General features: G+C 61.1%; 11 protein-coding genes. 6 read left to right on the top strand and 5 right to left on the bottom strand.

Annotated elements, in window-relative coordinates:
- Positions 1–1,152, top strand: coding sequence for a MalM family protein (locus HS968_RS14490; RefSeq protein ID WP_182366685.1), 1,152 nt, complete (start codon positions 1–3; stop codon positions 1,150–1,152).
- 185 nt (positions 1,153–1,337) lie between these two features.
- Here the strand turns inward: HS968_RS14490 and HS968_RS14485 are convergent, their stop codons facing one another.
- The 3 genes from HS968_RS14485 to rloA are packed head-to-tail and all read right to left on the bottom strand — an operon-like array spanning position 1,338 to position 4,397.
- Positions 1,338–2,324 (bottom strand): alpha-L-glutamate ligase-like protein, encoded by a 987-nt coding sequence (locus HS968_RS14485; RefSeq protein WP_119691515.1) that lies wholly within the window; start codon positions 2,322–2,324, stop codon positions 1,338–1,340.
- A 4-nt stretch (positions 2,325–2,328) separates the two neighbouring features.
- Positions 2,329–3,855: an osmotic stress tolerance membrane protein RloB gene (rloB, locus tag HS968_RS14480; RefSeq protein ID WP_182366683.1), complete on the bottom strand. Its 1,527-nt coding sequence runs from the start codon at positions 3,853–3,855 to the stop codon at positions 2,329–2,331.
- Between the two features lie 5 nt (positions 3,856–3,860).
- Positions 3,861–4,397, bottom strand: a complete 537-nt coding sequence (gene rloA, locus HS968_RS14475) for a retropepsin-like aspartic peptidase RloA (RefSeq protein ID WP_106740627.1) — start codon at positions 4,395–4,397, stop codon at positions 3,861–3,863.
- A 299-nt stretch (positions 4,398–4,696) separates the two neighbouring features.
- Here rloA and HS968_RS14470 point away from each other — a divergent pair, with 299 nt between their 5' ends.
- The 5 genes from HS968_RS14470 (at position 4,697) to prpF (ending at position 11,501) form a co-directional block, all read left to right on the top strand.
- On the top strand, positions 4,697–5,434 hold the full coding sequence (locus HS968_RS14470; RefSeq protein WP_182366681.1) for a GntR family transcriptional regulator: 738 nt from the start codon (positions 4,697–4,699) through the stop codon (positions 5,432–5,434).
- Entirely contained in the window at positions 5,431–6,318 is an 888-nt protein-coding gene (gene prpB / locus HS968_RS14465) for a methylisocitrate lyase (RefSeq protein ID WP_182366679.1), read from the top strand. Before HS968_RS14470 ends, prpB begins: the two co-directional genes overlap by 4 nt.
- A 30-nt stretch (positions 6,319–6,348) precedes the next feature.
- The gene (gene prpC / locus HS968_RS14460) at positions 6,349–7,506 is read left to right on the top strand and encodes a bifunctional 2-methylcitrate synthase/citrate synthase (RefSeq protein WP_179624799.1); all 1,158 of its coding nucleotides are present in this window, start codon (positions 6,349–6,351) and stop codon (positions 7,504–7,506) included.
- A gap of 14 nt (positions 7,507–7,520) precedes the next feature.
- Positions 7,521–10,130 carry a Fe/S-dependent 2-methylisocitrate dehydratase AcnD gene (gene acnD / locus HS968_RS14455; RefSeq protein ID WP_182371626.1) on the top strand — a complete coding sequence of 870 codons (2,610 nt, stop codon included), beginning with the start codon at positions 7,521–7,523 and terminating at the stop codon, positions 10,128–10,130.
- 183 nt (positions 10,131–10,313) lie between these two features.
- Complete coding sequence (prpF, locus tag HS968_RS14450; RefSeq protein WP_182366677.1) at positions 10,314–11,501, top strand: 2-methylaconitate cis-trans isomerase PrpF; 1,188 nt, start codon at positions 10,314–10,316, stop codon at positions 11,499–11,501.
- Between the two features lie 5 nt (positions 11,502–11,506).
- On the opposite strand, the gene HS968_RS14445 is transcribed toward prpF, so the two are convergent.
- Together HS968_RS14445 and ppsR are read right to left on the bottom strand one after the other, a co-directional pair.
- On the bottom strand, positions 11,507–12,136 hold the full coding sequence (locus HS968_RS14445) for a LysE family translocator (protein WP_182366675.1): 630 nt from the start codon (positions 12,134–12,136) through the stop codon (positions 11,507–11,509).
- 17 nt (positions 12,137–12,153) lie between these two features.
- Positions 12,154–12,972 (bottom strand): posphoenolpyruvate synthetase regulatory kinase/phosphorylase PpsR, encoded by an 819-nt coding sequence (gene ppsR / locus HS968_RS14440; RefSeq protein ID WP_119691508.1) that lies wholly within the window; start codon positions 12,970–12,972, stop codon positions 12,154–12,156.
- Positions 12,973–13,185 lie beyond the last annotated feature (213 nt).

The raw sequence follows: 13,185 nt of genomic DNA, 5'->3' as shown, positions 1-13,185 counted from the left end.
ATGCGCAGTCTGTTGTTGCTCCTGATGCTGCTGCCCGTGCTGCATGCCACTGCCAGCAGTCGTTACCTGACCTGGGTCGATGAGCTGGGGCGAGTGCACAACACTTTCGTTGACGCCCGTTTCGCCGAGCAGCAGCAACTGGCGCAGCGTCGTGCCGAGCAGAGCGATCAGGCCCGCCTCGGTGATGGCGGCGCCTGGCCTGGAAGTGCGCCAAGCATGGGGGAGAGCAAGCGTCGCTATTTCACCTGGGTCGATGGCAGCGGCCAGCTGCAGAACAGCTTCTATGCCGGCACACAGGTCGCAGGTGCGTCGGGGCGTGATCAGGTGCTGGCCAGCGGTGAGCGGGCAGGGGATTATATCGACTCAGCGGTGCTGGAAGGCAGAGGCTTTGCGCGCGACAGCTACGACAGCCCTTATTACACCTGGGTCGACGAGCAAGGGCGGATGCACAACTCGCCGGTTCCCGCTAAATCGCGCGATGGCCAGTCAGGTATGACGCCCTCTAAGGTTCGTTACAGCGAAGGTCGACAGATCGAGTTCGAGCGCAGCAGGCCAGCGCTGCCGATGCTCGACGGCCAGCCTACTGCAGCCATGCAGGCGCTACTCGAAGGCAGTCAGGCGCGTGGCGATAGTCTCTACGGTGAGTTGTCGGCACGCTGCTGTGGCCAGTTGCGAGAAAGCGACTTCACCGCGCTATCGGCGGACGAGCCGCGTTTCGAGGAGCTGGGTCGATTCTCGCCCAGTTTCGAGTTTCCCATGGGCCGCAGTTACTACGCCGCGTTGAAGTTACCGGCCTCACGGCAAAGCTATGGCTTGCGTGTGCGCAGTTTCGCCAAGCGCCAGGTGGTCTATCCGTCGCTGCTGTTTCTCGATGAGGCCAAACGGCCGACGCGGCTGGTCAGTGATGCGGTGTACCAGTTGCATCCGGAAACCTGGTACCGCTATGCCTTCATCGAAGGCACGGTGCAGGTACGGGCTGAACGTGGCGAGCGCTATGTGTTGCTGATTACCACCGACGAAGACCGCAGCTTGCAGACCCTCGACAACAAGCCGTTCAAGCGACCGTTGCAGCAGTTGGCGCTGGATGAGGCCGGTATGCAACGTCATGCGCATGCCGATGAGGGAGAGTTCGAGCTGGCGATAGTGCGGTAGGGTTGGCCGCGTGCATTGGCTGGAGTAACAGCCCGTAGCCCGGATGCAATCCGGGGCTGTTTGCCGGCGAATCCCCCGGATTTCATCCGGGCTACGCGAACTACCAGGTAGGGCGGGTGCAACCCGCTGTTAGCGGGCTGGCGGGTTGCACCCGCCCTACGAATTGGTGGTGCGCACGGCGAACGTCAGACTTCCTTGCTGGCGACGTGACCGAACAGCTCCTGGGAGAAGCGCACACGCTCTTCGGCGTTCTCCTGGATGCCTTTGGCCTTCAACTCTTCCAGGCGGGCTTCCACCGCATGGGCGCGATGGGTTAGGCCGCAATCGTTGGCAATCTGGATGTTCAGACCTGGGCGGGCGTTGAGTTCGAGAATCAATGGGCCCTTGTCCTGATCCAGCACCATGTCCACGCCTATGTAGCCCAGGCCGCACAGCTCGTAGCAGCCGGCCGCGAGCTTCATGAAACCATCCCAGTTCGGCAACTGAACACCATCGACCGCGTTGGTGGTATCCGGGTGTTTGCTGATCTTGTTGTTCAGCCAGGTGCCGCGCAGGGTGACGCCGGTAGCGAGATCGACGCCGACGCCGATGGCGCCCTGGTGCAGGTTGGCCTTGCCGCCGGACTGCCGGGTCGGCAGGCGCAGCATGGCCATCACCGGGTAGCCCATCAGCACGATGATGCGGATGTCCGGTACGCCTTCGTAGCTGATGCTCTTGAAGATGGTGTCCGGGGTCACGCGGTATTCGATCAATGCGCGGTCGCGGTGGCCGCCCAACGAGTACAGGCCGGAAAGGATGCTGGAGATTTGCTGCTCCAGTTCCTCGTGGCTGACGATCTTGCCGGATACCGTCTTGAAGCGATCTTCGAAACGGTCGGCGATCACCAGAATGCCGTCACCGCCAGCACCCTGGGCTGGCTTGATGACGAAGTCGGTGCGCCCGGCGATGATCTCGTCGAGCTTGTCGATGCCTTTCTCGGTATCGATGATGCCGTACAGCTCGGGCACATCGATACCGGCCTCGATGGCCCGCTCCTTGGTGATGATCTTGTCATCGACGATCGGGTACAGGTGCCGCTTGTTGTACTTCAGCACGTAGTCCGCGTTGCGTCGGTTGATGCCCATGATGCCTTTGGCTTCGAGGGCCTTCCATGTCTTGATCAGACCGAACATAGGCTTAGTCCTTGAGGAAGGCTTTGAAGCGGAACAGTTCGGTCAGGCGGTAGCCGCGGTAACGCCCCATCGCCAGCATGAAACCGACCAGGATCAGCAGAACCGCCGGGAAGGTGAACACGAAGTAGACCAGCTCCGGCACGCTCATCAGCAGATGCGCGATGGTCGCGGCGAACAGGGTGCCGATGGCGACCTTGAAGGCATGGCCACCGCCACGTTCTTCCCAGGTGATCGACAGGCGTTCGATGGTCATGGTCAGAATCACCATCGGGAACAGGGCGACGGACAGGCCGCGCTCCAGGCCCAGCTTGTGGCTGAACAGGCTGATGGTGGCGATCAATACCACGACGAAGGTCAGCACCACCGATAGGCGTGGCAGCATCTGCAGCTTCAGATGTTCCAGGTAGGAGCGTAGTGACAGGCCGAGCGCGGTGATTACCGTGAACAGGAAGATACCGAAGCCCAACTGCGTCTCGCGGAAGGCGAGGGCTATCAGCACCGGGGTGAAGGTACCCAGAGTCTGCAGGCCACCGAGGTTGCGCAGGATCAGTATCACCAGTACGCCGATCGGGATCATCACCATGATCATGAAGGTCTGCTGGGTCTGCAGTGGCAGGCCGTACAGCGAGTACTCCAGGAAGGTGGCGTCGGTGTTCTCGTCGGTCAGCTTGGCCAGGCGGATGGCGTTCATCTCGCTGTTGTTCAGGCTGAAACTGACGACAGCTTGGCGGCCACCTTCGAGGCTGACCAAGTCGCCGTCGCCAATCCACCAGACCAGGCGGTCGGCAGGCAGACCCTGCTCGCCGGATTCAGGGTTGAAGTACAGCCATTTCTGGCCGTTGAAACTGCGCAGCCAGAGTTCAGGCGACTGGGCGACTTCGGCTTGCAGACGAATGGTGTGCACACGCTCCATTGGCACGTGGGCGATGGACAGCAGCAGGTCGACTACCTTGGCCTTGTTTGCCGTGGAGGTATCGCCGCCAAGCAGCAGCTTGACGTTGTCATCACCCACGTTGTTGACGCGCTTGATGGTCTCGCTGATGAAGGTCTCGACATCCGCCGAGTGCTGGCGGATTGGTGCCAGCAGGGCTTCTGCGGCAATTTTCTCCGGGCCTTCCACAGGCAGGCTATCGCGGAAGATCGGGCCTTTGGCCTGAGTCTGTTCGCCGCTGTAACGCTTGGTCAGTACCAGGCGGTAGTAGAGAGTCTGCTTGCCGTTGGCGCGGCGGGCGGACCAGGTGACGCGGCGGTTGCCGTCGACACGGTTGACGCTCACGCCATAGTTGTTGGAGATGAAGCTCTCGTTGAGGCTCACGTAATCCTGGTTCAGCGGCGGCACGAACATCTGCAGTTTCACGGGTTCGCGCGGGCTGGCCTGGAATTCGACCTTGGCGTCGATGTTCCACAGGTCGTCGGTCTCGTCTTCGGTCACCGGAATGCCGAGGATGAAGATTTGATATGCCGTAATCAGAACACCCAGAGCCACCAGCAAGGTGATCAGGATTTTCAGATGCAGGTTCAGAGAGCGCATGGGAATTACTCGCCAGGGGTTGCGTCAGAGTCGCAGCCGGGCTTGCCGGCAGCGTATTTAAGGCTTGGATCGATCACGGCTTCGAAGTTTTTCAGCGCTTCGGAGCCAATCAGCAGCGGGTATTGGAATGCGCTTCGGTCGGTCAAGTTCACTTCGATCGTGCGCAGGGCCTGTCCCATGCACAGGTGAAGCTCGATAACCGGGCGTGGTGTGTAGGTCTTGCCTTCGTCCGGATCGAAGTCACCGGCACGGCGTTTGATCTTGCTGATACGCGCCAGTGGCCGCTCGACGATCTGATCTTCTGCACCGTCGATGGCCAGGACGAAACGAACCCAGGTTTCCCCGTCACGTTTGAAGCGTTTGATGTCGCGCGCACTGAGTGAGGCGGTCTTGGCACCCGTGTCGAGTTTGCCTGCAACGACCAGATCGAGATCCTGGATGAGGATGTATTCGTTGAGACCATAAATGGTTTTGCCTGCCGCAAGACTTGGGCAGGAGAGAGCTAGCAGGCAAAGCAACAGGGCGAAGGGCTTGAGGGTCATAAGTCCTTGAGGAGATGTTGCCAGGGGCGTTGTGGGCGACTGACGGCAGTTTACCGACGCGTTTGCCTGTCAGGAGTCTAGCAGGCATAGCCAGGCATGTGGCCCGGCGTGAGCGGGCGCCATTCTAGCATGGAGATTTTCCATGCAGACAGACGCTTATGTAGCTTTCTGCAAGTAACGTCAGCAGTGGTGCGGTTGAGTGGCTCAATAATATTGTCGACAATACTTTGGTCTGCTTTGACGAATTTGCCTTTTCGGCGTAGTTTTATCGGTACTGAACGTCAATGGTGTCGACAATTATGCTGCTCGAATCAGAAGCGCCCGCAGCGCCTCAGGTGGATTCGGAAACACTTTCCGAACACGTCTTTCGCCTGATCCAGGCGGCTATCGTCAAGGGCGAGATCGCTCCCGGCAGCAAGATTTCCGAACCTGAGTTGGCGCGTACCTACGGCATCAGCCGTGGCCCGCTGCGCGAGGCTATTCATCGCCTGGAAGGGCAGAAGCTGCTGGTGCGGGTGCCGCATGTGGGCGCGCGAGTGGTTTCGCTCAGCCATGTCGAACTGATCGAGCTGTATGAGATTCGTGAATCGCTCGAAGGCATGGCCTGCCGCCTGGCTGCCGAGCGCATGACCCAGAAAGAGATCGACGAACTGCGTCGTGTGCTAGAGCTGCATGAGCAGGACGCCGCCTTCAAGGCTGGCGTCGGCTACTACCAGCAGGAAGGCGATTTCGACTTCCATTATCGGATCATCCAGGGCAGTGGTAACCGCACCCTTGCCAAGCTGTTGTGCGATGAGCTGTACCAACTGGTGCGCATGTACCGCCTGCAGTTCTCCGCCACCCCGAATCGGCCGCACCAGGCCTTCGCCGAACACCACCGCATTCTCGATGCCATCGCCGACCGTGACGGCGAACTGGCCGAACTGCTGATGCGCCGTCACATCGGCGCTTCCAAGCGCAATATCGAGCGCCACTATGTTGCTCAGACCGGGCAAGGCGCGCTCGCCACTTCATCCAAGACCCGAGGTGATTCATGACCCAGCTTTCCGCCGGCCAACGCTTCCGCCAGGCCCTCGCCGAAGAGCAGCCGCTGCAGGTAATCGGTGCGATCAACGCCAACCACGCGCTGCTGGCCAAGCGTGCGGGCTTTCGCGCGATTTACCTGTCCGGTGGCGGTGTCGCCGCAGGTTCCCTTGGGCTGCCTGATCTGGGTATCAACACCCTGGACGACGTGCTGACCGACGTGCGCCGCATCACCGATGTCTGCGACCTGCCGCTGCTGGTGGATATCGACACCGGCTTTGGCCCCAGCGCTTTCAATATCGAGCGCACGGTCAAGAGCCTGATCAAGGCCGGCGCCGCCGCCGCGCACATCGAAGATCAGGTTGGGGCCAAGCGCTGCGGTCATCGTCCGGGCAAGGAGATCGTTTCCTGCGAGGAAATGGTCGACCGTGTGCGGGCTGCCGCCGACGCCAAGACCGATCCGAATTTCTTCCTGATCGCCCGTACCGATGCGATCCAGGCTGAAGGCGTGGACGCTGCCATCGAGCGCTGTCAGCGTTACGTCGAGGCCGGGGCCGATGCGATCTTCGCCGAGGCAGCCTACGACCTGCCGACCTACAAGCGCTTCGTCGATGCGCTGAACGTGCCGATTCTGGCCAACATCACCGAATTCGGCGCTACGCCGCTGTTCACCCGTGACGAGCTGGCCTCGGTCGGCGTAGCCATTCAGCTGTACCCGCTGTCGGCATTCCGTGCCGCGAACAAGGCGGCGGAAACTGTCTACACCGCGATCCGCCAGACCGGTCACCAGAAAGACGTGATCGACTTGATGCAGACCCGTGTCGAGCTTTACGACCGTATTGGCTACCACGCCTTCGAGCAGAAGCTCGATGCGTTGTTCGCCGCCGGCAAGAAGTAAAAAAGAACAAGAAGATTCGAGGAGATAACCATGAGTGCCACTGAAACCACCCCTGGCTTCAAACCGAAAAAATCCGTTGCGCTGAGCGGCACTGCCGCCGGCAATACGGCCTTGTGCACCGTCGGCCGCACCGGTAACGACCTGCATTACCGTGGCTATGACGTGCTCGATTTCGCCAACCGTTGCGAGTTCGAGGAAATCGCCCACCTGCTGGTGCATGGCAAGCTGCCCAATGCCGCCGAACTGGCTGGCTACAAGACCAAGCTGAAGGCCCTGCGCGGCCTGCCGGCTGGCGTCAAGGCCGCGCTGGAAACCCTGCCGCCTTCGGCCCACCCGATGGACGTGATGCGCACCGCCGTGTCCGTGCTTGGTTGCCTGGCGCCGGAAAAGGACGACCATAACCATCCGGGTGCCCGCGATATCGCCGACAAGCTGATGGCCTCCCTCGGCTCCGCGCTGCTGTACTGGTACCACTACAGCCACAACGGCAAGCGCATCGATGTGGAAACCGACGACGACTCCATCGGCGGTCACTTCCTGCATTTGCTGCATGGTGAGAAGCCGCGCGAGTCCTGGGTGCGCGCCATGCACACCTCGCTGAATCTGTACGCCGAACACGAATTCAACGCTTCGACCTTCACCTCACGGGTGATCGCCGGTACCGGATCGGACATGTTCTCCTGCATCGCGGGTGCCATCGGCGCGCTGCGCGGCCCGAAACATGGCGGCGCCAACGAAGTGGCTTTCGAGATCCAGAAACGCTACGACAATCCGGACGAGGCCGAGGCCGACATCCGCGCCCGTGTCGAGAAGAAGGAAGTGGTGATCGGCTTCGGCCACCCGGTCTACACCGTGTCCGACCCACGCAACAAGGTGATCAAGGAAGTTGCCCAGCAGCTGTCCGTTGAGCAGTCCAATACCAAGATGTATGACATCGCCGAGCGCCTGGAAAGCGTGATGTGGGAAATCAAGAAGATGTTCCCCAACCTCGACTGGTTCAGCGCGGTGAGCTACCACATGATGGGCGTGCCAACCGCCATGTTCACCCCGCTGTTCGTCATCGCCCGCACCGCTGGCTGGTCGGCGCACGTCATCGAGCAGCGCATCGACGGCAAGATCATCCGCCCGAGCGCCAACTACACAGGCCCTGAAGACCTGAAGTTCGTGCCGCTCAAGGATCGTAAATAATCATGAATGACACCGTGAATAGCCAATACCGCAAGCGTCTGCCCGGTACACAGCTGGACTACTTCGACGCACCTGCCGCCGTTGAAGAGATTCAGCCTGGTGCCTGGGAAAAGCTGCCGTACACCTCGCGTGTGCTGGCCGAACAGCTGGTGCGCCGTTGTGATCCGCAGGATCTGACTGCAGCACTGCAACAACTGATCTACCGCAAGCGCGACCTGGATTTTCCCTGGTATCCGGCGCGTGTGGTCTGCCACGACATTCTTGGCCAGACCGCGTTGGTCGACCTGGCAGGTCTACGCGACGCCATCGCCGAGCAGGGCGGTGATCCGTCCAAGGTCAACCCGGTGGTACCAACCCAGTTGATCGTCGACCACTCGTTGGCCGTGGAGGCGCCGGGTTTTGATCCGGACGCTTTCGAGAAGAACCGCGCCATCGAGGATCGTCGCAACGAGGATCGCTTCCATTTCATCGACTGGACGAAAACCGCGTTCAAGAACGTCGACGTGATCCCGGCCGGCAACGGTATCATGCACCAGATCAACCTGGAGAAGATGAGCCCGGTGATCCAGGCGCGCGGCGGCATTGCCTTCCCCGATACCTGCGTCGGCACCGACTCGCATACTCCGCACGTGGACGCCCTGGGCGTGATCGCCATTGGCGTCGGTGGCCTGGAGGCCGAGACGGTGATGCTTGGCCATCCATCGATGATGCGTTTGCCGGATATCGTCGGTGTCGAGCTGACTGGCAAGCGCCAACCGGGCATTACCGCCACCGATATCGTCCTGGCGCTGACCGAGTTCCTGCGGAAGGAACGGGTGGTGGGTGCCTACGTCGAGTTCTTCGGCGAGGGCGCGGACAGCCTGTCCATTGGCGATCGCGCGACCATCTCCAACATGTGCCCGGAATACGGCGCCACCGCCTCGATGTTCTATATCGACGGTCAGACCATCGACTACCTCAAGCTCACCGGGCGCGAGCCGGAGCAGGTGGCGCTGGTGGAGAATTACGCCAAGATCCTCGGCCTGTGGAGCGACGCGCTGAAAACCGCCGAGTATGAGCGCGTGCTGCGTTTCGATCTGGGCAGCGTGGTGCGCAACATGGCTGGCCCGAGCAACCCGCATCGCCGCCTGCCGACCTCGGCGCTGGCCGAGCGTGGTATCGCCGACGAAGCCAAGCTGCAAGCCGGCAAGGGCGAGGAAGCCCAGGGCCTGATGCCCGATGGCGCGGTGATCATCGCCGCCATTACCAGTTGCACCAACACCTCCAACCCGCGCAACGTCATTGCCGCCGGCCTGGTGGCGAAGAAGGCCAACGCGTTGGGCCTGGTGCGCAAACCCTGGGTGAAGACATCGTTCGCGCCGGGCTCCAAAGTCGCCAAGCTGTACCTGGAAGAAGCCGGCCTGCTGCCGGAACTGGAGAAGCTCGGCTTCGGTATCGTCGCCTACGCCTGCACCACCTGTAATGGCATGTCCGGCGCGCTCGACCCGGTGATCCAGAAGGAAATCATCGACCGCGACCTGTATGCCACTGCCGTGCTCTCGGGCAACCGTAACTTTGACGGGCGCATCCACCCCTACGCCAAGCAGGCCTTCCTGGCTTCACCGCCGCTGGTGGTGGCGTACGCCATCGCCGGCACCGTGCGTTTCGACATCGAGCAGGACGCGTTGGGTAGCGATGCTCAAGGCAATCCGATCACGCTGAAGGACTTGTGGCCGAGCGACGAGGAGATCGATGCCATCGTCGCCGCCTCGGTGAAGCCCGAGCAGTTCAAGCAGATCTATATCCCGATGTTCGATCTGGGCACCGTGCAGGAGGCAGAAAGCCCGCTGTACGACTGGCGCCCGATGTCCACCTACATCCGCCGTCCGCCGTACTGGGAAGGCGCGCTGGCTGGCGAACGCACGCTCAAGGGCATGCTGCCGCTGGCGATCCTGCCGGACAACATCACCACTGACCATCTGTCGCCGTCCAACGCCATCCTGCTGGACTCGGCGGCGGGCGAATACCTGCACAAGATGGGTTTGCCGGAAGAGGACTTCAACTCTTACGCCACTCACCGCGGTGACCACCTGACCGCGCAGCGCGCCACCTTCGCCAATCCGCAACTGGTCAACGAGATGGCCGTGGTCGACGGCCAGGTGAAGAAGGGCTCGCTGGCCCGCGTCGAGCCAGAAGGGCAAGTGATGCGCATGTGGGAGGCGATCGAAACCTACATGAACCGCAAGCAGAACTTGATCATCGTTGCCGGTGCCGATTACGGCCAGGGCTCGTCCCGCGACTGGGCGGCCAAGGGCGTGCGCCTGGCAGGTGTGGAAGTGATCGTGGCCGAAGGCTTCGAGCGCATCCACCGTACCAATCTGGTGGGCATGGGTGTGCTGCCGGTGGAGTTCAAGCCAGGCACCACGCGCCTGACCCTGAGCCTGGATGGCACCGAAACCTATGACATCGAGGGTGATATCTCGCCGCGCTGCGACCTGACCCTGGTGGTCAGTCGCCGCAACGGTGAGGTGGTGCGCGTGCCGGTTATCTGTCGTCTGGATACCGCAGCCGATGTCAGCGTGTACAAGGCCGGTGGCGTGCTGCAGCGTTTTGCCAAGGACTTCCTCGAAGGCGCGGTGGCTTGATAGCTGGGAGAGGGTTGGGGAGAGAGTGCTTCAGGTAGCTCGCGGTTTTGGGATGCTCCCTCTCCCCCGGCCCCTCTCCCGCAAGCGGGAGAGGGGAGACAAGCGCGTAGCCCGGATGAAATCCGGGGCAAGGTCGAATGATTCACCCGGATTGCATCCGGGCCATTTTTCAGGACTGCATCCATGGCTCATCTGCCGCAAGTGAAAATCCCCGCCACCTACATGCGTGGCGGCACCAGCAAGGGCGTGTTCTTCCGTCTGCAGGATCTGCCCGAGCGTTGCCAGGCGCCTGGCGAGGCGCGCGACAAGCTGTTCATGCGCGTGATTGGCAGCCCTGACCCGTACTCGGCGCATATCGACGGCATGGGTGGCGCCACTTCGTCGACCTCCAAATGCGTGATCCTGTCGAAAAGCACCCAGCCCGAACACGATGTCGATTACCTCTATGGCCAGGTTTCCATCGACAAGGCTTTCGTCGACTGGAGCGGCAACTGCGGCAACCTGTCCACGGCAGCCGGCGCCTTCGCCATCCATGCTGGCCTGGTCGATCCCGCGCGAATTCCCGAGAACGGCACCTGCGTGGTGCGTATCTGGCAGGCCAATATCCAGAAAACCATCATCGCCCATGTGCCGGTCAGCAACGGCCAGGTGCAGGAAACCGGCGACTTCGAACTCGATGGTGTGACCTTTCCGGCGGCGGAGATCGTGCTGGAGTTCCTCGACCCGTCCGATGACGGCGAGGAGGGCGGCTCGATGTTCCCCACCGGCAACCTGGTGGATGACCTTGAGGTGCCAGGCATCGGTACCTTCAAGGCGACCATGATCACCGCCGGTATCCCGACGGTGTTCGTCAATGCCGAGGACATCGGCTACCAGGGTACCGAGCTGCGCGAGGCTATCAACGGTGACCCGGCGCAACTGGCGCGCTTCGAGCGGATCCGCATTGCCGGTGCGCTGCGCATGGGGCTGATCAAGACGGCCGAGGAGGCTGCGACACGTCAGCACACCCCGAAGATCGCCTTCGTCAGTCCGCCCAAGGATTACCGCACGTCCAGTGGCAAGGACGTGAAGGCCGGTGAGGTCGATCTGCTGGTGCGCGCGCTGTCCATGGGCAAGCTGCACCACGCGATGATGGGTACCTGCGCGGTGGCAATCGGCACGGCGGCGGCGATTCCAGGCACGCTGGTCAACCTGGCTGCCGGTGGCGGCGAGCGTGAAGCGGTGCGCTTCGGTCATCCATCCGGCACCTTGCGTGTCGGTGCGCAGGCGCAAAAGGTCGACGGTCAGTGGACGGTGACCAAGGCGGTGATGAGCCGCAGTGCGCGCATCCTGATGGAAGGCTGGGTGCGGGTGCCGGGCGACAGTTTCTGAGTCGCTCAGTGCTGGCTGGTGCCCAACAAGGCGCCCCCGGCTCCGACAAAGAAGGCGCCGGTGGTGCGGTTGAGGTTGCGCATGCCACGAGCGGTTCTGATCAAGCGGCGAATCTGCAGGCCGAATAGCGCATACAGCAGCGAGGCCACGTATTCGGCCAGCAGGTAGGTCGTGCCCAGGTAGAGAAACTGTTCGGGGGCTGGCTGATCGGGGCGGATGAATTGCGGGAAGATCGCCGCGAACAACAGGATGGCCTTGGGATTGCTGATACCGATAAGAAACTCCTGGCGTGTCGCCAGCCACAGGTTGCGTCGTGGCGGTAGCGCGTCATGCTGCTCGCTCAGGGCGAAGGCGCGACTGCGCCAGGCGTTGATGCCCAGGTAGATCAGGTAGGCGGCGCCGATCCATTTGATGGCTGTGAACACGTGCTCGGACGCCAGCAGCATCGCGCCGAGACCGACTGCTGAAACCAGCAGGAAAAAGGCGAAAGCGACGACCCGCCCAGTGGTGGCCAGCACCGCGGTGCCCACGCCATGGCGGATGCCGTTGTTCATCGCACAGAAATTGTTGGGCCCCGGAGTTATGGCGATCAGAAGAGCGACCGGGGCAAACAGCAAGGCATCGTTGAGCGTCATGATGGGCTCGTGAACGGTTACTTGAGGCGGCGTTCCACGCCTTTTTCCACGAGGATCTTGGCTGAGATCTCCTCGACCGAGAAATGCGTGGAGTTGATGAAGGCGATATTTTCGCGACGGAACAGACTTTCCACTTCACGCACTTCGAACTCGCATTGGGCGAAGCTGGCGTAGCGGCTGTTGGGTTTGCGTTCATGGCGGATGGCAGTAAGGCGATCCGGATCGATGGTCAGGCCGAACAGCTTGTCGCGGTATTTTTTCAGCGACTCGGGAAGTTGCAGGCGCTCCATGTCGTCTTCGGTCAATGGATAGTTGGCTGCGCGAATGCCATATTGCATGGCCATATACAGGCAGGTGGGCGTTTTGCCGCAGCGTGATACGCCAACCAAAATCAGGTCGGCCTTGTCGTAATAGTGGGTGCGGGCGCCGTCGTCATTGTCGAGGGCGAAGTTGACCGCCTCGATACGCTCCATGTAATTGGTGTGTTGGCCGATGGAGTGTGATTTACCCACGGAGTAGGAGGAGTGCGAGCTCAACTCCTGCTCCAGTGGGGAAAGAAAAGTGGAAAAGATATCGATCATGAAACCATTGGCGGTATCGAGGATCGCACGAATATCGCGATTGACGATGGTGTCGAAGATGATCGGACGGACTCCGTCTCTTTCTGCGGCAGCATCGATTTGTTGTACCATTGCGCGCGCTTTTTCGACGCTGTCGATATAAGGGCGCGTCAGTTTGGTGAACTGAATGTTCTCGAACTGTGCGAGCAGGCTCTGACCCAGGGTTTCGGCAGTAATGCCGGTGCCATCGGAGATGAAGAAAGCGGTTCGTTTCATTTGCGCCAAAGGCCTTAAGCTGAGTTCGATTCTTGGCTATGATAGGCCGCGTTTTTCGCCGGGGCCCACGGGTTCTGGCATTGTTACTTATTCAAGGGCAAGGCCACAATCTTGCGGCAGCGCGCCGCCGGATCATCCAGCCCCCTAAGAATTTGTATAAAGGCTTGCGAGCTAGAGCCATGCAAGGAAAAAACAGGCGAGTAAGCGGAGTGT

The organism is Pseudomonas berkeleyensis (assembly GCF_014109765.1).
Lineage (GTDB): Bacteria > Pseudomonadota > Gammaproteobacteria > Pseudomonadales > Pseudomonadaceae > Aquipseudomonas > Aquipseudomonas berkeleyensis.
This window is presented reverse-complemented; position numbering and strand designations above follow the sequence as displayed.